At 72.6% G+C, this 19,771-nt stretch carries 23 protein-coding genes, 1 tRNA gene and 1 pseudogene; 7 read left to right on the top strand and 18 right to left on the bottom strand.

From position 1 onward, the window contains the following. Window positions 1–143: 143 nt before the first annotated feature. Window positions 144–770: a helix-turn-helix domain-containing protein gene (locus tag AB0D01_RS26830; RefSeq protein WP_363059536.1), complete on the top strand. Its 627-nt coding sequence runs from the start codon at window positions 144–146 to the stop codon at window positions 768–770. 39 nt (window positions 771–809) lie between these two features. Here the strand turns inward: AB0D01_RS26830 and AB0D01_RS26825 are convergent, their stop codons facing one another. The 13 genes and pseudogenes from AB0D01_RS26825 to AB0D01_RS26765 all read right to left on the bottom strand — a co-directional run bounded on the left by AB0D01_RS26825 (window position 810) and on the right by AB0D01_RS26765 (window position 10,669). Continuing rightward, window positions 810–1,187, bottom strand: coding sequence for a hypothetical protein (locus AB0D01_RS26825; protein WP_363059534.1), 378 nt, complete (start codon window positions 1,185–1,187; stop codon window positions 810–812). A gap of 233 nt (window positions 1,188–1,420) precedes the next feature. After that, window positions 1,421–3,130 (bottom strand): annotated as a pseudogene (locus tag AB0D01_RS26820) (MDR family MFS transporter); the annotation flags it as partial. 14 nt (window positions 3,131–3,144) lie between these two features. Beyond that, entirely contained in the window at window positions 3,145–3,597 is a 453-nt protein-coding gene (locus AB0D01_RS26815) for a MarR family transcriptional regulator (protein WP_363059532.1), read from the bottom strand. A 155-nt stretch (window positions 3,598–3,752) separates the two neighbouring features. Next, window positions 3,753–4,619: a hypothetical protein gene (locus AB0D01_RS26810; RefSeq protein WP_363059530.1), complete on the bottom strand. Its 867-nt coding sequence runs from the start codon at window positions 4,617–4,619 to the stop codon at window positions 3,753–3,755. A 71-nt stretch (window positions 4,620–4,690) separates the two neighbouring features. Beyond that, window positions 4,691–5,530 (bottom strand): RNA polymerase sigma factor SigF, encoded by an 840-nt coding sequence (locus tag AB0D01_RS26805; protein WP_363059528.1) that lies wholly within the window; start codon window positions 5,528–5,530, stop codon window positions 4,691–4,693. 231 nt (window positions 5,531–5,761) lie between these two features. After that, window positions 5,762–6,814, bottom strand: coding sequence for an RNA polymerase sigma factor SigF (locus tag AB0D01_RS26800; protein WP_363059526.1), 1,053 nt, complete (start codon window positions 6,812–6,814; stop codon window positions 5,762–5,764). Between the two features lie 231 nt (window positions 6,815–7,045). Further along, the gene (locus tag AB0D01_RS26795) at window positions 7,046–7,207 is read right to left on the bottom strand and encodes a hypothetical protein (protein ID WP_164720920.1); all 162 of its coding nucleotides are present in this window, start codon (window positions 7,205–7,207) and stop codon (window positions 7,046–7,048) included. Between the two features lie 356 nt (window positions 7,208–7,563). After that, window positions 7,564–7,854, bottom strand: coding sequence for a hypothetical protein (locus AB0D01_RS26790; RefSeq protein ID WP_363059524.1), 291 nt, complete (start codon window positions 7,852–7,854; stop codon window positions 7,564–7,566). Between the two features lie 86 nt (window positions 7,855–7,940). Beyond that, window positions 7,941–8,025: transfer RNA gene (locus tag AB0D01_RS26785), tRNA-Ser, on the bottom strand. A 91-nt stretch (window positions 8,026–8,116) separates the two neighbouring features. Then, on the bottom strand, window positions 8,117–8,545 hold the full coding sequence (gene tadA / locus AB0D01_RS26780) for a tRNA adenosine(34) deaminase TadA (RefSeq protein WP_363059605.1): 429 nt from the start codon (window positions 8,543–8,545) through the stop codon (window positions 8,117–8,119). 62 nt (window positions 8,546–8,607) lie between these two features. Further along, a complete protein-coding gene (locus tag AB0D01_RS26775; protein WP_363059523.1) occupies window positions 8,608–9,156 on the bottom strand; it encodes a hypothetical protein in 549 nt (182 codons plus the stop codon). Window positions 9,157–9,325: 169 nt separating this feature from the next. Further along, window positions 9,326–9,535 carry a hypothetical protein gene (locus AB0D01_RS26770; RefSeq protein ID WP_363059521.1) on the bottom strand — a complete coding sequence of 70 codons (210 nt, stop codon included), beginning with the start codon at window positions 9,533–9,535 and terminating at the stop codon, window positions 9,326–9,328. 183 nt (window positions 9,536–9,718) lie between these two features. Beyond that, on the bottom strand, window positions 9,719–10,669 hold the full coding sequence (locus AB0D01_RS26765) for a universal stress protein (protein ID WP_363059520.1): 951 nt from the start codon (window positions 10,667–10,669) through the stop codon (window positions 9,719–9,721). A gap of 283 nt (window positions 10,670–10,952) precedes the next feature. On the opposite strand from AB0D01_RS26765, the gene upp reads away from it, so the two are divergent. Beyond that, window positions 10,953–11,588, top strand: coding sequence for a uracil phosphoribosyltransferase (upp, locus tag AB0D01_RS26760; RefSeq protein ID WP_363059518.1), 636 nt, complete (start codon window positions 10,953–10,955; stop codon window positions 11,586–11,588). 73 nt (window positions 11,589–11,661) lie between these two features. Here upp and AB0D01_RS26755 read toward each other — a convergent pair whose 3' ends face one another. Both AB0D01_RS26755 and AB0D01_RS26750 read right to left on the bottom strand, forming a co-directional pair. Next, complete coding sequence (locus tag AB0D01_RS26755; protein ID WP_363059516.1) at window positions 11,662–12,345, bottom strand: LytR C-terminal domain-containing protein; 684 nt, start codon at window positions 12,343–12,345, stop codon at window positions 11,662–11,664. Between the two features lie 79 nt (window positions 12,346–12,424). After that, a complete protein-coding gene (locus AB0D01_RS26750; RefSeq protein ID WP_008740979.1) occupies window positions 12,425–12,721 on the bottom strand; it encodes a type II toxin-antitoxin system VapB family antitoxin in 297 nt (98 codons plus the stop codon). Between the two features lie 126 nt (window positions 12,722–12,847). Between AB0D01_RS26750 and AB0D01_RS26745 the strand changes: the two genes are divergently transcribed. Both AB0D01_RS26745 and opcA read left to right on the top strand, forming a co-directional pair. Further along, window positions 12,848–14,449 (top strand): helicase HerA-like domain-containing protein, encoded by a 1,602-nt coding sequence (locus tag AB0D01_RS26745; protein WP_363059514.1) that lies wholly within the window; start codon window positions 12,848–12,850, stop codon window positions 14,447–14,449. A 98-nt stretch (window positions 14,450–14,547) separates the two neighbouring features. After that, a complete protein-coding gene (gene opcA / locus AB0D01_RS26740) occupies window positions 14,548–15,480 on the top strand; it encodes a glucose-6-phosphate dehydrogenase assembly protein OpcA (RefSeq protein ID WP_363059512.1) in 933 nt (310 codons plus the stop codon). Here the strand turns inward: opcA and AB0D01_RS26735 are convergent. Continuing rightward, window positions 15,429–15,902, bottom strand: a complete 474-nt coding sequence (locus tag AB0D01_RS26735) for a cupin domain-containing protein (RefSeq protein ID WP_363059510.1) — start codon at window positions 15,900–15,902, stop codon at window positions 15,429–15,431. The two genes, opcA and AB0D01_RS26735, sit on opposite strands and share 52 nt — an antisense overlap. Before the next feature lie 88 nt (window positions 15,903–15,990). Then, entirely contained in the window at window positions 15,991–16,575 is a 585-nt protein-coding gene (locus tag AB0D01_RS26730) for an HhH-GPD-type base excision DNA repair protein (RefSeq protein WP_363059508.1), read from the bottom strand. Between the two features lie 173 nt (window positions 16,576–16,748). Here AB0D01_RS26730 and AB0D01_RS26725 point away from each other — a divergent pair, with 173 nt between their 5' ends. Both AB0D01_RS26725 and AB0D01_RS26720 read left to right on the top strand, forming a co-directional pair. Further along, on the top strand, window positions 16,749–17,561 hold the full coding sequence (locus AB0D01_RS26725; protein ID WP_363059506.1) for a VOC family protein: 813 nt from the start codon (window positions 16,749–16,751) through the stop codon (window positions 17,559–17,561). Window positions 17,562–17,791: 230 nt separating this feature from the next. After that, window positions 17,792–18,211: a TOBE domain-containing protein gene (locus AB0D01_RS26720; protein WP_363059504.1), complete on the top strand. Its 420-nt coding sequence runs from the start codon at window positions 17,792–17,794 to the stop codon at window positions 18,209–18,211. A 66-nt stretch (window positions 18,212–18,277) separates the two neighbouring features. Here the strand turns inward: AB0D01_RS26720 and AB0D01_RS26715 are convergent, their stop codons facing one another. After that, entirely contained in the window at window positions 18,278–18,580 is a 303-nt protein-coding gene (locus AB0D01_RS26715) for a hypothetical protein (RefSeq protein ID WP_363059502.1), read from the bottom strand. A gap of 107 nt (window positions 18,581–18,687) precedes the next feature. Between AB0D01_RS26715 and AB0D01_RS26710 the strand changes: the two genes are divergently transcribed. Then, window positions 18,688–19,764: a serine hydrolase domain-containing protein gene (locus AB0D01_RS26710; RefSeq protein ID WP_363059500.1), complete on the top strand. Its 1,077-nt coding sequence runs from the start codon at window positions 18,688–18,690 to the stop codon at window positions 19,762–19,764. Window positions 19,765–19,771 lie beyond the last annotated feature (7 nt).

Raw genomic sequence — 19,771 nt, 5'->3', positions numbered from 1 at the left:
CCCCGCCGCCGACCCGCCGCGACCCGCCGTCAACCCGCCTGGATCCGGCCCCGGTCAGGTCAGGATCCAGGCATCACCCCCTAGCATCAAGAGGGCGGACCGGGCATTCCGGGCTGATCCCCTTGTGGTGAGGAGGTGCCTCCATGGTGACCGAGGCCGATCCGGGCGAGGCCAGGGCGAGTGTGTGGCTGGCCGCCGGACGCGTCACCCCGGCCCGGCGGCGCGGCGAGGCGCCTTCGGCCCTGGACCGGGACCGGATCACGGCCGCCACCGTCCGGTTGCTCGACGCGCAGGGGCTGGCCCGCTTCTCGATGCGCAGGCTGGCGGCCGAGCTGGGGGTCACGGCGATGTCCCTGTACTGGTACGTCGACACCAAGCACGATCTGCTCGAACTCGCCCTGGACAGCGCGCTGGGAGGGCAGTCGCCGCCGGCCGGTCCGCCTCCGGGGGAGCCCTGGCCCGTCGGGCTGCGGGCGTTGGCCCGTGACTACCGTCGCCTGCTGGTGGAGCACCCGTGGGTGGCCCCGCTGAGCATGGCCTACCCGAACATCGGGCCGCACGCGCGGGCCTTCGACGCCGCCCTGCACCGGCTGTTGGACGCCGCCGACCTGGTGGACCCCGGCCGGACGGGTGCCCACCTTGCCGTGTCGCGGTTCCTCAAGGGGTGTGGGGCGGACGTACGGCGCGCCCCCGAGGCGGAGTTCGACCTCGCCGTCGACGTCCTGATCGCGGGCATCGAGGCGCAGGCCGCCCGCCACGCCCGCGGCTGACGGACGCGGGCCGTCGGGTGGACCCGGCTCCTCGTCCCCTCAGTCCCCCGTGACGGTGATCTCCGCGCTGTACGCGTCGGGCGCGCCGGCCGAGGTGACCAGGACGCGGTAGGTGCCGGCGGGAACCTCGGGCACGGTGATCGCGGTGCGCAGCTCCCCCGGCTCCAGGCCCTCGGCCAGGACGGCCGCGGTGCGGGCCAGACCGAACTCGATGGTGACGAGACGGACGTCGAGGGGGTGTCCGAGGACTCCCGCGAGTTGCCAGGCGACCTGTTGCGGGCTGCGGTGCGGCCAGCGCGCCCCGTGCTGCGGGGCGCGGACCAGCAGGTGGGCGGCGTCCGGGAGCACCGCCGCGTCCGGGTGTTCGGGGCGGCGCAGCCGGCGGGCGAGGGTCGTGAGGGTGGTTCGGATGGACATGCTGTTCCTCGCCGGGGGCCGGTGCGCGCGCCCGGGTCGGTCGTACGCCGGGCACGGGTTCCAGCATGGGCGCCCGGGCCGCGCGGGTCTCCGGGCCCGAGGTCACCGGTGTCGGGACCATGGGCCCGCGCCCGCCGGGACCCCCCCTCCCCCGAACGGCCGGTGCCCCGTCGCCCCCGGGCGGGGGTGACGGGGCACCGGTGGGTCGTCCCGGGGCGCGGGGCCTACGGCCGGTCGACGCTCGCGGACCCGGCGGACCCGGCGGACCCGATCGGGGCCGGAGCGGCCTGCGCGGAAGCGGTGGCCCGTGCCTCACCGCTCTGGGCCGGGACGGGGATCTGGGTGGTGCCCTCGGCGGCCGGGGTCGTGGCGGACGGCTTCGACTTCAGCGCGACCTCCTTGATGAAGAGGCACAGCACCAGCGACAGCAGCGCGAAGGGGGCGGCGTAGAGGAAGACGTCGCCGACGCCGTGCCCGTACGCGGACTCGATGACGGTGCGGATCGGCGCGGGCAGCTTGTCGAGGTCGGGGATCCCGCCCCCGCCGGTGCCGCCGTGGCCCATCGCGGCGGCCTTCGGGCCGAGTGCGGTGAGGCCGTCCTGGACGTAGTGGGTGACCCGGGTGGCCATGACGGCGCCGAGCGCGGAGACGCCCATGGCACCGCCCAGGGAACGGAAGAAGGTGACGACGGAGCTGGCCGCGCCGAGGTCCTCCGGGGCGACCTGGTTCTGGGTGGCGAGGACCAGGTTCTGCATCATCATGCCGAGGCCGAGGCCGGTCAGCGCCATGAAACAGGCGATCTGCCAGTACGCCGTGTCGTAGCGCAGGGTGCCCAGGAGGCCGAGTCCGGCGGTCAGCAGGACGCCGCCGGAGACCAGCCACGCCTTCCACCTGCCGGTCTTGGTGATGATCTGGCCGGAGACCGTCGAGGAGACGAAGAGGCCGCCGATCATGGGGATGGTCAGGACGCCCGACATGGTGGGGGACTCGTTCCGGGCCAGCTGGAAGTACTGGCTGAAGAAGACCGTGCCGGAGAACATCGCGATGCCGACGAAGAGCGAGGCCGCGGAGGCCAGGCTGATGGTCTTGTTGCGGAACAGGCGCAGGGGGATGATCGGGTCGCTCGCGCGGGACTCGACGAGCAGGAAGAGCAGGCCGAGCACGAGCGCGCCGCCGGTCATCGCCAGGGTGGTCCAGGACATCCAGGCGTACGAGTCCCCGGCCTGGGTCACCCAGATCAGCAGCAGGGACACCGCGCCGCTGATGAGGAAGGCGCCGAGCCAGTCGACCTTGACGTCGCGGCGGACGACCGGCAGGTGCAGGGTCCGCTGGAGGACGATCAGCGCGATGATCGCGAACGGTACGCCGACGTAGAAGCACCAGCGCCAGCCGAGCCAGTCGGTGTCGGTGATCACGCCGCCGAGCAGCGGGCCGCCGACGGTGGCGACGGCGAAGACCGCGCCGAGGTAGCCGCTGTAGCGGCCGCGCTCGCGCGGGGAGATCATCGCGGCCATCACGATCTGGGCGAGGGCGGAGAGGCCGCCGACGCCGATGCCCTGGACCACGCGGCAGGCGATCAGCATGCCGGTGTTCTGGGAGAGGCCGGCCACGACGGAGCCGAGGACGTAGATCACCAGGGATATCTGGACGAGCAGCTTCTTGCTGAAGAGGTCGGACAGCTTGCCCCACAGGGGGGTGGCGGCCGTCATCGACAGCAGGGCGGCGGTGACGACCCAGGTGTAGGAGGACTGGGTGCCGCCGAGGTCGCTGATGATCTGCGGCAGGGCGTTGGAGACGATCGTGGAGGACAGGATCGCCACGAACATGCCGAGCATGAGCCCGGACAGCGCCTTCATGATCTGGGGGTGGGTCATGGGTGCGCCGTCGGACGAGGCCTTCGACCGGCCGCCTTCCCGCACACCGGAGGGTGTGGTCGTAGCCATGTGGTTCCTTTGGTCTAGAAGCTCGATCGGAGTCGGGCCAGCAGGGTGTTGAGCGTGTCGATGTCCTCGGCCGACCAGTCGGCGAGCGCCTTCTCCAGCGCGACCGTGTACCGGGCGCCGAGCTCGGCGAGCAGGTCACGGCCCGCCGGGGTCAGGCGCAGGATCCGGCAGCGTCCGTCGCCGGGGTCGGTCTCCCGGTCGATCCAGCCGCGTTCCGCCACGTGGGCGACGTGTCTGCTGGAGACCGAGATGTCGACGGCCATCAGCTCGGACAGCCTGCTGAGCCGCATCGGGCCGTGCCGGTCGAGCACGGTCAGCACGGCGGCGGCTCCGGGCGGGCAGTCGGCGGGCAGGGTGCGGGCGAGGTCCCTCTTGACCGCGCCGATCCCGGTGAGCCGGCGGGCCAGCTCCTCGTAGCGGGTGCCCCGTGCCGTCGGCGCCTGCGTGGTCACGGGACCACCCCCCATCTCGTTGCTTAGGGCAACGATAGAAGCGGATGGTTGCTACAGGCAAATGAATTCGGGGGGTGGGGCGGTAAAGGAATCGGAAAACCCCGCAGCGGGCCCCGGAGGGCTCGCCACGGGGTCGCGGCAGGGGCGCCGCAGGGTTGCGGCGGGGTCCGTCAGCTCCAGCCGGCCGTGACCGCGCGGGTCTCGACGCGCATGCCCAGGGGGACCCGCCAGGCCTCCACGCACACCGTGTAGGTCTGCGTCTTCGAGGCGCCTCCGGCGAGGGGGGCGGGCAGGGGCTGCGTGGTGGTGACGGTGGCCCAGTCGACGCCGAGCGCGCCGATGATGTGCGTGGCGAAGGACACGGTGCCCGAACGGACCGCGGTGCCGCCGGTGTTGGTGAAGGTCACGGTGACGCGCTCGCACCGGCGCTCGGACGCCGCCGCGCGGATCGGGGCGCCGACGGTCACCCGGGCCGGGCTCGCGGGCGGTGGTGGCGTGGTGGTGGGCGGCCTCGTCCCCGGTCCGGTGCCGGGCGGGGAGGTGGGCGGGGTGCCGGGCGGGTTCCCGGAGCCGCCGGAGCCGCTGGAGGAGCCCGTGCCCCCCGAGTCCCCCGAGCCGCCGGAAGTGCCCGAGCCGCCGGAGCCGCCCGTGCCGCCCGCGCCCCCGGTGCCGGTCTGCGGGGGTGGTCCCGCCGGGTCCCGGGGGGTGCCGGGCGCCGGTACGGAGCCACCGGGGTCGGCGGCGCTCGCTCCGCCCCCGGCGGAGCCCCCGGGTGCCGGGAACCCCGAGGAGCCGGGCGACGTAAGGGCGGTGGCGGAGTCGGAGGCGGCGGGAGGTGTCGGAGCGGGCAGCGACTGGAACTCCAGGCCGCCCCGGGGCGCGACGTTCTCCCCCGCGCCCCGCTCGGGCCCGGGGGCCGCCGCTCCCACGGCGGTGTAGCCGTCCCGTCCCGGGCCGCCGCAGCCGGTCAGGGCGGCGGCGGCCGTGCAGCACGCGGCGACGGTGAGGGTGAGCGCCGTACGGGGTCCCCTTCGCATCGCGCCAGTTTTCCTGACGTAGCGTCAAATGAGAACCCCGAAGCCGGTGTTCACCGACCGCCGGTCGGGGTCTACTCGCCGATCAGGCCGGCGCGGAGCTGGGCCAGGGTGCGCGTCAGCAGCCGGGAGACGTGCATCTGGGAGATGCCGACCTCCTCGCCGATCTGCGACTGGGTCATGTTGGCGAAGAACCGCAGCATGATGATCTGCCGTTCCCGGGGCGGGAGTTTGGCAAGGAGCGGCTTCAGGGACTCCCGGTACTCGACCCCTTCGAGCGCGGTGTCCTCGTAGCCGAGCCGGTCCGCGAGCGAACCCTCGCCGCCCTCGTCCTCGGGGGAGGGCGAGTCCAGGGAGGAGGCGGTGTACGCGTTGCCGACGGCGAGACCGTCGACGACCTCCTCCTCGGAGACCCCGAGCACGGCCGCGAGCTCCGGCACGGTGGGCGAGCGGTCCAGCTTCTGGGCCAGCTCGTCACTGGCCTTGGTCAGCGCGAGGCGCAGCTCCTGGAGCCGGCGCGGGACGCGGACGGACCAGGAGGTGTCCCGAAAGAATCGTTTGATCTCGCCCACGACGGTCGGCATCGCGAACGTCGGGAACTCCACGCCGCGTTCGCAGTCGAAGCGGTCGATCGCCTTGATCAGGCCGATGGTGCCGACCTGGACGATGTCCTCCATCGGCTCGTTGCGGCTGCGGAAGCGGGCCGCCGCGTAGCGCACGAGGGGCAGGTTCAGCTCGATCAGGGTGTCGCGTACGTAGGCCCGTTCGGGGCTGTCCGCGTCCAGGGTCGCCAGGCGCTGGAAGAGGGAGCGGGAGAGGGTGCGGGTGTCGATGGCTTCCGAGCGGTCGGACACGGCGGGCTCTTCACGCTTGACGAGCGTGAGCACCTTGGAGCTGCCCTGGTCTACGGACATGCCACCCCCTTGAGGTCGCGGACGGTCGCGTATGGGCGCGCCCGTCGGAGGAACGCAGCCTCCACCTGAATACCGGAGGCGGGGCTGCGGCAAACGCGGTTCCAGCAGAATGTCACATGTCGGCAACACGCTGTAGCGTCATGTCGACAAGTATCTCCAGTGACAGAGCGCCGGCCGAGCGGAATGAGCCGGTTCTGTAGGGAAACGCTGAAATCCCTCCACCCGATCCGGTTAGGCCTCGATCCTGTTTGCGGATCTCAGACGGGCGAAGCTCCTCGCGAGCAGCCGGGAGACGTGCATCTGCGAGACGCCGAGTTCGGCGCTGATCTGCGACTGCGTCAGGTTGTTGTAGTACCGCAGGAGCAGGATGCGTTGCTCGCGCTCGGGGAGCTGGACCAGCAGGTGGCGTACGAGGTCCCGGTGTTCGACCCCGGCCAGTTCGGGGTCCTCGTAGCCGAGCCGGTCGAGCAGGCCGGGCATGCCGTCGCCCTCCTGGGCGGCTTCGAGCGAGGTCGCGTGGTAGCTGCGGCCGGCCTCGATGCAGGAGAGCACCTCGTCCTCGCTGATGCGCAGCCGCTCGGCGATCTCGGGGGTGGTGGGGGTACGGCCGTGGAGGGTGGTGAGGTCCTCGGTGGCGGCGTTGACCTGCACCCACAGCTCGTGGAGCCGGCGCGGGACGTGGACGGTGCGGACGTTGTCGCGGAAGTAGCGCTTGATCTCGCCCACGACGGTCGGCATGGCGAAGGTCGGGAACTGCACGCCGCGTTCCGGGTCGAAGCGGTCGATCGCGTTGATCAGGCCGATGGTGCCGACCTGGACGACGTCCTCCATCGGCTCGTTGCGGCTGCGGAAGCGGGCCGCCGCGTACCGCACGAGCGGGAGGTTCGCCTCGATGAGGGCCCCGCGCACCCGGTGGTGCTCCCTGGTGCCCGGTTCCAGGCCCTTCAGCTCCCCGAAGAGCACCTGGGTCAGGGCCCGGGTGTCGGCGCCCCGGCTCGACGTCCTGGGGGCGGGAGGCGCCTCCTCCCGGACCTCCTCCCGCGGGTGCTCCCGGGCGTCCTCCCGGGCGTCCGCCGAGGCGGCGGCGGGAGCCTCCGCCCGGGTCGCCGCCGGAAGGTCCTCCGGCGGCTCCTCCGCATCGGCGCGCGCCTCTTCGCGCGCCTGCGCGCGCCCCTGCTCTCGCGCGCCCGTACGCGCCCCCCGGGGCGCCTCCGTACGGGCCTCCGCGCGCTCCTCCGTACGGGCCTGCTCCCGGTGGTGGCGGAGCTCTTGCTGGGGAGGCACCTGAGGCGCAGTACTGGCCGGCACGGTCACGCCACCCCTTCGTTCAACTCATCCGTCAAAAGCGGTCATAGCATCACAAGAGATGTGGACTGTGTGCAAGCACCGTATATCGCCGTGTTGAGGGCAAGTTGGGCATATGGGGCATTCGGTGTGGCGGTCGGGAACGCGAAAAGCCCCCCACCCGTCGGAGTGGGGGGCCGGAAAGCCTGGAATCCGCTTCAGCGTACGGGTTCAGTTCACCAGTTCGGTGATGAACTCGCCGATGCCGGAGGCGGCATCCGATATGCCTTGGAAGCCTATTCCGACCATCTCGGCCGCCCGCTTGGGCTGGGTGATGATCACGAAGAGGACGAACACGGTGAGGACGCCCGTGATGAGCTTCTTGGTGTCCATGAACGGTGTCGGCCTCCCCAACCGGTCCTGCGAAGTCGGGTGAGTCTAACTGTTCGAGTTTGGACACTCACCCGCCCTTTATGGACCAATGACCCGTTGATCCGGGCCCTTTGCCGGTGGGTGTCCGGTCGTGAGAGGCGCAGGATTGAACACGAGCCCACCGGTTCTGGCAGGAAATCGGTGGGTGAGGGACAGGACCTCACTGCGGGGTCCGAGCCGCAAGCTTCCCCCCTGACTGCGGCTCGGACTGGCAGGTTCCGTCCTCCACGGGGGAAGTGGCTTGTCCCCCCGATGCCACTTCCCCCGTCCCACGATGAAGGTCCCGACCCCGGTCGGGGCCTTCTTCGCGTGCGCTCCTACTCGATGGCCCCGGCGAGCTCGACGATCGGCTGGACGGGCGCGATCACGGGGGCGAGCTGGTCCGGGAGGGTCATCAGCTGGTTGAGCTGGTTGGCCCCCTGGCTGAGCTTCCCGCCGATCTCCTGGACCGAACGGGGCTGGGCGCCCGGCGGCATGTCCGCCGCCGGCGACGGCAGGTCCGGGAGGGTCAGCGGGGCGAGGGGCGCCGCGGAGGCGGCGGGTGCGGCGAGGCCCGCGGCGGCCCCCGCGAGGGCGAAGGCGGCGAGCATGCGCTGGGTCTTGGTCATGCCGTGACAACGGCCGAACGGGCGGGCGGTCACGCGGGCGAACGCGAGAGCCCCGGTTCGTACGAACCGGGGCTCTCGATCAAGAGCGGTAGTGGAGGGATTTGAACCCCCGATGGGTTGCCCCATACTCGCTTTCGAGGCGAGCTCCTTCGGCCACTCGGACACACTACCGAGAGAGATCCTAGCCTACGGTGGGGAGTGCTTTGCAAATCCGCCGTGCGCGGCCCGCCCCGGAGCCCCTCGGAGGCTCCTCACCGGCTCCTCACCGGTCCCGGAAGAAGTCCGTCAGCAGGTGTGCGCACTCGTCCTCCAGCACCCCGCGGACGACCTCCGGGCGGTGGTTGAGCCGGCGGTCCCGCACGAGGTCCCACAGGGACCCCGTCGCGCCCGCCTTCTCGTCCCCCGCGCCGAAGACCACCCGGGCCACCCGGGACTGCACGAGCGCGCCCGCGCACATCACGCACGGCTCCAGGGTCACCACCAGCGTGCACCCCGTCAGACGCCATTCCCCGAGCCGGGCGGCCGCCCGGCGCAGCGCCAGCACCTCGGCGTGCGCCGTGGGGTCGCCGGTGGCCTCCCGCTCGTTGTGCCCGACGGCGAGGAGGTCGCCGTGCGGGCCGAGCACGACGGCACCGACCGGCACGTCGCCGGCCGGTACCGCCAGGGCGGCCTGCTCCAGCGCCAGGCGCATGGAGTCCAGCCAGGGATCCCGTACGGGATCGGGGTCGTACGTGATGTCGTGCGCGGCGGTCACTAGCGGACGGCCTCCAGTACGTCGGTGGCGCCGAGCGCGTCGGCGATCTCCGTGAGGGCGTCTCCGTCGAGGGACATGAGTTCCTTGTGGCCGACGCCGAGGTCGTCGAGCAGCCTCGGGTCGCCGAGCGGTCCGGCCGTCACCGGTTCGGTGCCGGGTCGGGACGTGTCGTCCTCGTCGTCCTCCTCGTCCGTGAAAGCGGTGAGGGGTGTCTCCTCGCCGTCCTCGGTGCCGTCCAGGTCCAGTTCGTCGAGATCGTCGTCCTCCTCGTCGCTGCCCAGCAGCTCTTTGGTCAGCATCGAGCCGTAGGAGCTGCGGTCGGCGGCGGAGGCGTTCGATACGAAGTACCGGGGGTCCTCCTCGCCGTCCACGCGGATGACGCCGAACCAGGCGTCCTCCTGCTCGATGAGGGCGACCACCGTGTCGTCGTCGACAGCGGCGGATCGGGCGAGATCGATCAGATCACTGAGGGACTCGACGTCGTCGAGTTCCAGGTCGCTCGCTTCCCACCCGTCTTCGGTGCGCGCGAGCAGTGCGGCGAAATACACCGTGACTCTCCCACTGGTCATAGGCGTGCCGGTTGGAGGTCCCCCCGGCCGGAGGTTGGGGTGCGACGGTCGTGGTGCTCACCGGCGCGTGCCCCGCCCAATCGGCATCGTGGCAGAAACAGCGGCTTTGCGAGAGGTCTTCCGCGCGGCGGCCGTGTCGCGGCGCCGGTCACCAGCGGAAGGTGCGCATCCGCATTTGCTGGCGCATGCGGGCCGCTCGGGCACGCCGGGGCTGTACCCGGTCACGCAGCTCCCGGGCCTCGTTCAGATCGCGCAGGAACTGGGCGCGTCGCGCCCTGCGCTGCGCCGCCGTCTCCGGCGGCGCGTCCGGTTCGCTCCCGTCCGTCGTCGTCGTACCGCTCTGCTGAACCTCGGGCATCGGCCACCACCCCGGGCTGGTCCGGTCGTCCTCCTCCGCCGGCGCGAAGCAGACCCCCCTCGCCTCCACCTTCCCCCGGCCGGCCCGATTGATGCCACCCCCACGCGGATCGACCCAGGTCAGAAGGGCCCGTGTGGCCGGTGGGGACCGCAGGGGCGACCGGACGGGCCGGATCGGCAGGGCTCAGGCGTCCTCGGCCCCGTCGGGCAGCGTCGGTACGACGGCCACCGGGCCGTGCGCGTGCTGGAGCAGGGCGGTGGCCACCGAGCCCATCAGCAGCCCGCGGCGGCGCGGATGGTGGCGGCCGACCACGACCAGCGCCGCGGCCCGGGACGCCGTCACCAGGCGCCCCGCCGCGTCCCCCGGCACGGCCGCCTGCTCCACGGGCACGTCCGGGTACCGGGCCCGCAGCGGGGCGAGCCGCTCGGTCTGGGACCGCAGCATCTCCCGTTCGGCTGGTACCGCGTCGCCCCCGTCGGCGAGGGCCTCGGGCGGGATCACGGCGAAGGGGCTGTCGATCACCATCGTCGGACCGGGCGGGATCGCGTACGCCGAGACCACCTGGACGGTGGTCCCCCGCGCGGCGGCTTCCGCGAACGCGAAGGCCAGTACGTCCTCGGGGGTCTCGGCGGCGTGCAGCCCGAGGACCACCCGCCCGGCGGAGGGATCCGCGGCGGCGGCCCGCGCGTCGCGCTCGGCGTGCGGGACCACCACCACGGGGCAGGAGGCGGTGGTGGCGACGGCCCGGCTGCTGGATCCGAGGAGCAGGCTCGCGAACCCGCCGCGTCCCCGGGAGCCCATCACCAGCATCAGCGGCGCGCTCTCGGCGCCGACGGCCCGCAGCGCCTCCGGTACGGAGCCCTCCAGGGCCTCGTAGCGCACCTCGCGGGGCAGCTCGGGGGCGGCTTCGAGGACGCCGCGCACGTGGTCGCCGACCGGGTCGGGGTACTCCTCCGGCTCGTTCGGGTCGTGCAGGGCCGAGCGGCGGCCCGCGTAGAGCTGGGAGACGTCGGGCAGCACGTGGGCCACCATGAGGGCGGCGTCGTGGCGCAGGGCGGCCAGCCGGGCCCACTCCAGGGCCCGCAGGCTGTGCTCGGATCCGTCCACGGCCGCGATCACCAGTCCGACGCTCATCCGTCAAGGGTGGTCGCGACGGACCCGGACCGCATCTCGGACCGGCGCCGGCTGACCGCGAGACGGCCTCGGGAGGACTTCGGGCGGACTTCGAGACGCCTTCGAGGCGGCCGGGACGCGGCCGGGACGCGGCCGGGACGCGGCGGGGCCGTGGTGGGGACGCGTCGGGGTCGTACCACCGCGTAGCCTTTTGGTGCGGGTCGCGACGTGCGGCCGTGTTCGCAGGTAGCAGGGTCACAGGTCACAGGTCGAAACCCGGCTGAGTCTTGTCTTGGAGGATGTTGTGCGTTTGCAGGTCGTCGATCACCCCTTGGTGGCGCACAAACTCACCACCCTGCGCGACAAGCGCACCGACTCCCCCACCTTCCGTCGCCTCGCCGACGAGCTGGTGACCCTCCTCGCCTACGAGGCCACGCGCGACGTGCGCACCGAGGCGTCCGACATCGAGACCCCGGTCGGCCCGACCACCGGCGTCAAGCTGTCGTACCCGCGTCCGCTGGTCGTGCCGATCCTGCGCGCCGGCCTCGGCATGCTCGACGGCATGGTCCGCCTGCTGCCGACCGCCGAGGTGGGCTTCCTGGGCATGGTCCGCAACGAGGAGACCCTGGAGGCCTCCACGTACGCGACGCGCATGCCCGAGGACCTCTCCGGCCGTCAGGTCTACGTCGTCGACCCGATGCTGGCCACCGGCGGCACGCTGGTCGCCGCGATCCAGGAGCTCATCAAGCGCGGCGCCGACGACGTGACCGCCGTGGTGCTGCTGGCCGCGCCCGAGGGCGTCGAGATCATGGAGCGCGAGCTGGCGGGCACGCCGGTGACGGTGGTGACGGCCGCCGTGGACGAGCGCCTCAACGAGCACGGCTACATCGTGCCGGGCCTGGGCGACGCGGGCGACCGCATGTACGGCTCGGCCGAATAGGGCAGGGCCCGGGCCGTTCGGCCGCCGGACCGTCGGGGAGCTCCCGGGTCCGGCGGTCCGGCCTGCGGGGTGATCAGCACTTCGCGGTGGGCGTGGGCACCGGGTTGGCCAGGATGGCCAGCGCCTTGTCCGCGTCCGCCTTGGGCTTCAGTTCCTTGAAGGCGTCACCCAGGATCAGGTCGATGTCCGCGCCCTCGCGCGCGTCGGTCTGCTGGGTCACGCCGTCGAGTTGGGTGGCGAGCACGGAGTAGGCCGCCTTGTCGGTCCGGGGGGAGCCGAGCAGTATCCCGGGCCCGGGGACCTTCTTGTCGAAGTCGGCGGGGGCGTTGCCGACCTGCCCGACGGCGAAGCCGCGGTTGCGCAGCTCGTCGCCGACGGCCTTGGCGAGGCCCGCGCGGGGGGTCGCGTTGTAGACGTTGACCGTGATCTGGCCGGGCTGGGGCAGCGCGGCGGCGGGGGACGCGGAGGCGCTCGCCGCCGCGTTCGGGGCCGAGACGGGCTTGGCGGCGGCCCCGGCCTTTCCGGTGGAGGCCGAGGGGCAGGGCTTGCCGGCCGCGGTGGTCCGCTTGCCGGTGTCGCCGCCGCGGAACACATCGATGAGCTGCAAGGACCCGTATCCGAGCAGGGCCAGCGCGAGGGCCGAGCCGAGCACGGTGAAGACCAGCCTCCGGCGGCGCCGGGGACGGCTCATGCGGGGGTAGGCAGCTCCCGTGACGCGGTACTTTCCGCCCATGCCGGGGGGAGTGAGCATGCTCATGGGCGCAGCGTAGTGCCGCGTCGGGACGATGCCTACTAAATGATCTATTGATCGGGCAAGGCTGACCCGAAAGGCGCAATCAGTCCATTTCCAGGACGCGCGCGTGCAGGACCTGGCGCTGCTGGAGGGCCGCGCGGACGGCGCGGTGCAGCCCGTCCTCCAGGTAGAGGTCGCCCTGCCACTTCACGACGTGCGCGAAGAGGTCGCCGTAGAAGGTCGAGTCCTCGGCGAGCAGGGTTTCGAGGTCCAGCTGTCCCTTGGTCGTCACGAGCTGGTCGAGCCGGACCGGGCGCGGGGCGACGTCCGCCCACTGCCGGGTCGTTTCCCTGCCGTGGTCGGGGTACGGCCGGCCGCTTCCGATGCGCTTGAAGATCACACGGAAAGCCTACCGGGCCCGCGCCTCCGGGCGCAGCCTCGTGCGGGTGGTGCAAAAGTGGCAGAGGGTATGAATGGGTGACTACGGGAGTCCGGAACCCGCAGTCCGGGAGCTCGGGAGTGATGCATGAGCCAGCACGCGGACCCTTCCGTTCCGCTCGACCCCGCCGCGCGGATCGCCGACGGGTACGCCTTCGCCGGACCCGCCCTCGACCTCGGCGCCCTGCTGTGGGACGGCGTCGTCCTGCCGGACCGCCAGATCCGCATCCCGCTGTCGATGCTCAACCGCCACGGGCTCGTCGCGGGCGCGACCGGCACCGGAAAGACCAAGACCCTCCAGCTCATCGCCGAGCAGCTCTCCGCGAACGGCGTCCCCGTCTTCCTCGCCGACATCAAGGGCGACGTCTCCGGCATCTCCGCGCCCGGTACCGACAACGAGAAGGTCCGTCAACGGGCCGCCGACGTCGGCCAGGAATGGGACCCCGCCGGTTGCCCCGCCGAGTTCTACGCGCTCGGCGGCATCGGCACCGGCATCCCCGTCCGGGCCACCGTGACCGCCTTCGGCCCCGTCCTGATGTCCAAGGTGCTCCAGCTCAACCAGACGCAGGAGCAGTCCCTCGGCCTGATCTTCCACTACGCCGACACCAAGGGCCTGGAGCTGATCGACCTCAAGGACCTGCGGGCCGTGGTCGCCTTCCTCGTCTCCGACCAGGGCAAACCCGAACTCAAGGGCATCGGCGGCCTGTCCACCGTCACCGCCGGGGTGATCCTGCGGGCGCTGACCGCCTTCGAACAGCAGGGGGCGACCGAGTTCTTCGGCGAGCCCGAGTTCGACACGAGCGAGTTCCTGCGCACCGCCGCCGACGGCCGCGGCACGGTGTCCGTCCTGGAACTCCCGGCGGTGCAGGACAAACCGCAGCTTTTCTCCACCTTCCTGATGTGGCTGCTGGCCGACCTCTACACGGACCTGCCCGAGGTCGGCGACCTGGACCGGCCCAAGCTGGTCTTCTTCTTCGACGAGGCGCACCTGTTGTTCAACGGTGCCTCGAAGGCCTTCCTGGAGTCGATCACCCAGACGGTGCGGCTGATCCGGTCCAAGGGCGTCGGCGTCTTCTTCGTGACCCAGACCCCCAAGGACGTGCCCGGCGACGTGCTGGCGCAGCTCGGCAACCGGGTCCAGCACGCGCTGCGCGCCTTCACCCCCGACGACGCGAAGGCGCTGAAGGCGACCGTGAAGACCTTCCCCAACTCCGCGTACGACCTGGAGGAACTGCTCACCGGCCTCGGCACCGGAGAGGCCGTGATCACCGTGCTGAGCGAGGGCGGCGCCCCGACCCCCGTCGCCGCGACGCGGCTGCGCGCGCCGCGGTCGCTGATGGGCCCCGTCGACGCGGCGACCCTGGAGGGCGCGGTGAAGGCCTCGCTGCTGTACTCGCGTTACGCGGAGCCCGTCGACCGCGAGTCGGCGTACGAGAAGATCAGCGCCGAACAGGCGGCGGCCGAGGCCGCGGCGGAGGCGGCGGCAGCGGCCGCGGAGGCCCAGAAGCAGGCCAAGGCGGCCGAGAAGGAGGCGGCGCGCGCGGCGCGCGCGGCCCCGAAGCCGGACCCCTCGCTGGCCGAACAGGTGGTGGGCAGCGGTCTGTTCCGCTCGCTGGCCCGCTCGATCGGCACCCAACTCGGCCGGGAGATCTCCCGTTCGATCTTCGGCACGGCCCGCCGCAGACGGTAGGAGCGGGCGCCGGCGGCCCGCGCGGGCACGCGCGCCCTCCAGGCGGAATCAAGCGAACCGGTTGTCGGGGGTGCGGTGGGCGCTGACAGACTCGGGGCATGCGGACCGAACTCACCGACACCACGTCCAACAAGGTCGACCGGGCCCTGCTCGAAGCCCGCCGAGCCGTCGGCAGCCCCACCATGGGACTGGTGCTGACGCTCGTCGTCGTCACCGACGAGGAGAACGCCTACGACGCCGTACGCGCGGCCTCCGAGGCCTCGCGCGAGCACCCGTGCCGCATCATCGCGGTGATCAAGCGCAGCGGGCGCGGCCCGCAGCGCCTGCGCCAGAGCCGCCTCGACGCCGAACTGCGCGTCGGCTCCGACGCCGGATCCGGGGAGATCGTGCTGCTGCGCCTGCACGGAGAGCTCACCTCGCAGGCCGGCTCCGTGGTGCTCCCGCTGCTGGTTCCGGACGCGCCCGTCGTGGCGTGGTGGCCGGCGGACGCCCCCGCCGACCCGGCCCGCGACGAGCTGGGCGCACTGGCGCAGCGACGCATCACCGACGCCCAGGAGGCCCCGGACCCGGTCGCGGCGCTCGACGGCCGGGCCGCCGCGTACGCCCCCGGCGACACCGACCTGGCCTGGACCCGGCTGACGCCGTGGCGTTCGCTCCTGGCGGCGGCCCTCGACCAGAAGCCGCTCCCGGTGACCGGCGCGGCGGTGGAGAGCGAGGCGGACAACGCCAGCGCCGAGCTGCTCGCGCGCTGGCTGGAGGACCGGCTGAAGGTGCAGGTGCGCCGGGTGGTCACCGACGGGCCGGTCATCACCCGGGTCCGGCTGGAGACCGAGGCCGGGGAGATAAGGGTGGACCGGCCGGCGGGGGTGCTGGCCACGCTGGTGCTGCCCGGATGGCCCGACCGCAGGGTGGCCCTGAAGATCCGCAGCGACGCCGAGCTGATCGCGGAGGAGCTGCGCCGGCTCGACGCCGACGAGGTCTACGCCTCGGCGTTGCGCGGACGCCCGGCCCAGGCCTCGCTCTCCGCGTAGTGGTTGTCGTAGACGGGCTGGCTGTCGATGATGTCCTGCACGGTGGCCTCGCCCGCGCGCACCCGTCCCAGGAGGCGGTAGTAGTCGAAGCGGGCCATGCCCGGGGTGAAGCCGACGAACACCTCGGCCGTGTGGCCCGCGGCCGGGGCGAAGGCGTGCTTCACGCCGGGCGCGACGCTGATGAAGTCGCCCTTGGTGAGGGTGTGGATCTCGTCGCCGACGAGGACGTCGAGGACCCCGTCGGTGACGTGGAAGAACTCGGTCGCCTTGGTGTGGAAGTGCACCGGGGCGCCGGCCGCGCCGACCTCGAAGCTCGCGGTGTTGCAGGTGAGTTCGGGGGTGTCGGTGAGCAGCGTGATGACGCTGCCGGGGCCGTCGGAGATGGACTCGGCGCTCGTGGCGCGGGTCAGGTTCTCGATCATGGAATCGACCCTACGGCCCGCCCCGCGCCCCGCCGGCGCCGCCCGCCCCGGTCCGTCACCTCGACCCGCGCCCTTTCCCCCGCTCCGCCTACTTCGCCTGCTTGGCGGCGGCCTTCTGCGCCTGCTTGTACTCCCGGACCTTCGCCAGTGACTCCGGGCCGGTGATGTCCGCCGCCGAACGGTGCACGCCCGCCGGCCCGTAGCCGCCCGCGGCCTCCCGCCAGCCCTTGGGGCGCACGCCGAAGCGCTTCCCCAGCAGGGCGAGGAAGATCTGCGCCTTCTGCTCCCCGTAGCCCGGCAGCGCCTTCAGCCGCTCCAGCAGTTCGGCTCCGGTGGCGGCGTCCGCCCAGATCGCCGCCGCGTCCCCGTCGTAGTGCTCCACCAGGTACGCGCACAACTGCTGGATCCGCTTCGCCATCGATCCCGGATAGCGGTGCACGGCCGGCTTGCGCGAGAGCAGCTCGGCGAAGGCCTCCGGGTCGTAGGCGGCGATGGCGTGCGCGTCGAGGTCGTCGGAGCCGAGGCGCCGCGCGATCGTCCAGGGCCCCGAGAACGCCCACTCCATCGGTACCTGCTGGTCGAGCAGCATGCCGGTGAGGGCGGCGAGCGGGCTGCGGGCGAGGAGGGCGTCGGCCTCGGGTTGCTGGGCGAGCCGGATGGTGATGTCGTCCATGCCCTCCAGCCTCCCCCGACCGCCCGCCCGCCGCGCGGTGGGGCCGCCGTCGCGGCCGTCGCGCGGATGTCCGGCCCCCCGCCTAGCGTGGAGACGACGGACACGCACACACGCAGGTGCAGGGACAGGTACAGGGACAGGGACAGAGGACGACACACAGGAGTCGATCGACCATGGCTGAGTTCGAGGAGGGCGCCCCGTGCTGGGTGGACGCGATGTTCACCGACGTGGCGGCGGCCAAGGAGTTCTACGGTGACGTGCTGGGCTGGACCTTCGGCGAGGCGAGCACCGAGTACGGGAGCTACACGCAGGCCTACTCCGACGGCAAGGCGGTCGCGGCCGTCGTACCGCCGATGCCGGGGGCGGACGCGCCCTCGCAGTGGTGCCTGTACTTCGCCTCGCCCGACGCGGCCGCCACCGCCCGGAGGATCGAGGAGGCGGGCGGCGACCTGGTGATGGAGCCCATGCGGGTCGGTTCCTTCGGCACGATGGCCATCGCGAGGGAACCGAGCGGCGCCGTCTTCGGCCTCTGGCAGCCCGGCGAGCACAGGGGCTTCGAGAAGACGGGGGAGTCCGGGGCGTACGCCTGGGCGGAGGTCTTCACCCGGGAGCCGGAGAAGGCGGACGCGTTCTTCACCCGCGTGTTCTCCTACAGCGCCCAACAGATGGAGGCGGGCGACGACCCCGAGGAAGAGGGGATGGACTTCAAGGTCTTCGGCGTCGGCGGTCCGGAGAACCCGGTGCTCGGCCGGATGCGGATGGGCGAGGAGTTCCCGCCGGAGGTGCCGTCGTACATCCAGGTCTACTTCGCCGTCCCGAACTGCGACGAGGCGGTGGAGAAGACCAGGGCCCGCGGCGGGGCGCTGCACTTCGGCCCGATGGACAGCCCGTTCGGGCGGTTCGCGGCCCTCGCGGACCCGCAGGGTGCGGCCTTCGCGGTGATCGACCTGACGACGACGGTCGGGGAGATGCCGGAGTTCACCTGAGCGCCCCGTGCAGGCCCCCGCGCAGGCCCCCGCGCCGACGCCCGCGTCCCCGCCCGCGTCTCAAGAAAGGCCTGGTCAAAGGCAGGTTGGGCGCAGGGGCGAGCCGTACGGGTGGATTCGGGTGGCGGATGCGAGGGGTTGAACACGGGTCAAAGCGGAACGGCCTAGTTTCGGTTGCGTGCGGTCCTTCCCGGACGCACGTGTTTCCTAGCGCAAGAGGTCGAACAGTCATGAGCCTGAGCATCCGCAACCAGATCGCCGGCACCGTCACCGCCGTCACCGCCGGAGAGGCGATGGCCACGGTCAAGGTCCGCCTCGACGGTGGCCAGGACATCACCGCCGCGATCACGGTCGACGCGGTCAAGGACCTGGGCATCGCCGCCGGTTCCCCGGTGAAGGCCCTGGTCAAGGCGACGGAGGTGGCCCTGGCGACCGGTCCCGTCGAGGGGCTGTCCATCCGCAACCAGATCGCCGGCACCGTCGTCGACGTGGCCACCGGTCCGGCCATGGCCTCCGTCAAGGTCGACGTGAACGGGGGCGGCCTGACCGCCGCCATCACCGCCGACGCCGTCGAGGCCCTCGGCCTGGCCGCCGGTTCCCCGGTCGTCGCGCTGATCAAGGCGACCGAGGTCTCCCTCCAGGCCGCGTAGCCGAAGCATGCGCCGCGCCGGTCGCCTCCCGCCACGCGGGGGCGACCGGCGCCGCACCGGGCCCCGTTACTGGATGAACAGGCTCATGCCCGGGGCTGGGCGGACGAGTTGCCCCGGCAGGACGAAGGCCGTCACGCGCCCGTCGCAGTGGGGACCCGACCACACGGCCGCCGTCTCGTTGGTGAAGTTGCCGACCTCCGAGGGCACGAAATCGCCCAACGGGTAGCAGCCGGACGGGTCGTGGATCGCGGCCCGGTCGATGAACAGCACCCCGTCGGCCGCCTGCGCCGCCCCCGGCGTCGCCAGCGCCAGGGTCACCGCCGCCGCGCACGCCCCGAGCACCCGCGCCGCGCGTCGTGTCTCGCGCATCCCGCGCCCACCTCTTTCGCTTTCCCGATTCCCGAACCTCTGTCGTCACCGACGGTAGGGTGTCGCTACTCAAGGTGACACGGCGTGCGGTGGTGAAGGAGGGGCGCGTGGAACTCCAGGAGCGCCTGGACGCGCTGGTCGCGTCCGGGGCCGAGAGCGGCGTCCAGGTGGCCGCGTACCGCGACGGCCGCCCGCTGGTGGAGGCGTACGCGGGTGTCGCCGGCCCCGACACCCTGATCCACGGCTTCTCCACCGGCAAGGGCTGCACCGCCACCCTCGTGCACGTCCTCGCCGCGCGCGGGCTGCTCGACTACGAGGCCCCGATCGCCCGCTACTGGCCCCGGTTCGCGGCCCGCGGCAAGGCCGAGGTCACCGTCCGGCACGCCCTGACCCACTCCGCCGGGATCCCCCACCTGCCGCGCTCCCTGACCGTCGCCGAGCTGTGCGACTGGGACCACATGTGCGAGGTCGTCGCCGACCTGCGCCCGCTGTGGGAGCCGGGCACCGACAGCGGCTACCACGGCTGGACCTTCGGCTGGATCCTCGGCGAGACCGTCCGGCGGGTCACCGGCCTCACCCCCGGTCAGGCGCTGCGGGAGTACGTGGCCGAACCCCTCGGGATCGCCGACGAGCTGTACTTCGGGCTGCCCGCCTCCGAACTGCCCCGGGTGGCACCGCTGGTGGAGGGCGGCTGGGAGGCGTACCTGGCCGGGCTGCCGGCGCAGGCCCCCTTCACCCGGCTCATCGCGCCCAACCGCGGCCTGTGGACCACCGCCGGCCTCGCCGAACGCCCCGGCTACCTCCTCGCCGACCTGCCCGCCTGCGCCACCCTGACCGCCCGCGCCGCGGCCCGGATGTACGCGGCGCTGCTGGGCGAGGTGGACGGCGTACGGCTGCTGTCGCCCGACCGGGTCGAGGCCGCCGCGCGGACGGCGGTGGACGGGCGGGACCGGATGCTGCTCGTCCGGTACGCCAAGGGGTTGGGCTGGTTCGTCGGCATGACCCCGATGGGCGGCGAGCCCACCACCTTCGGCCACCACGGCAGCGGTGGCTCCCTCGCCTTCGCGGACCGCGCGCGGGGCCTGTCGTTCGCCTTCGTCCACACCCGGCTGGTGGCCCCCGCCGACCCCACGGCCCGCAAACTCGCCGACGCGGTACGGGCGCTCGCGGCGGAGACCGCCTGAGGACCGC

This window comes from Streptomyces sp. NPDC048606, from assembly GCF_040650855.1.
Lineage (GTDB): Bacteria > Actinomycetota > Actinomycetes > Streptomycetales > Streptomycetaceae > Streptomyces.
This window is presented reverse-complemented; position numbering and strand designations above follow the sequence as displayed.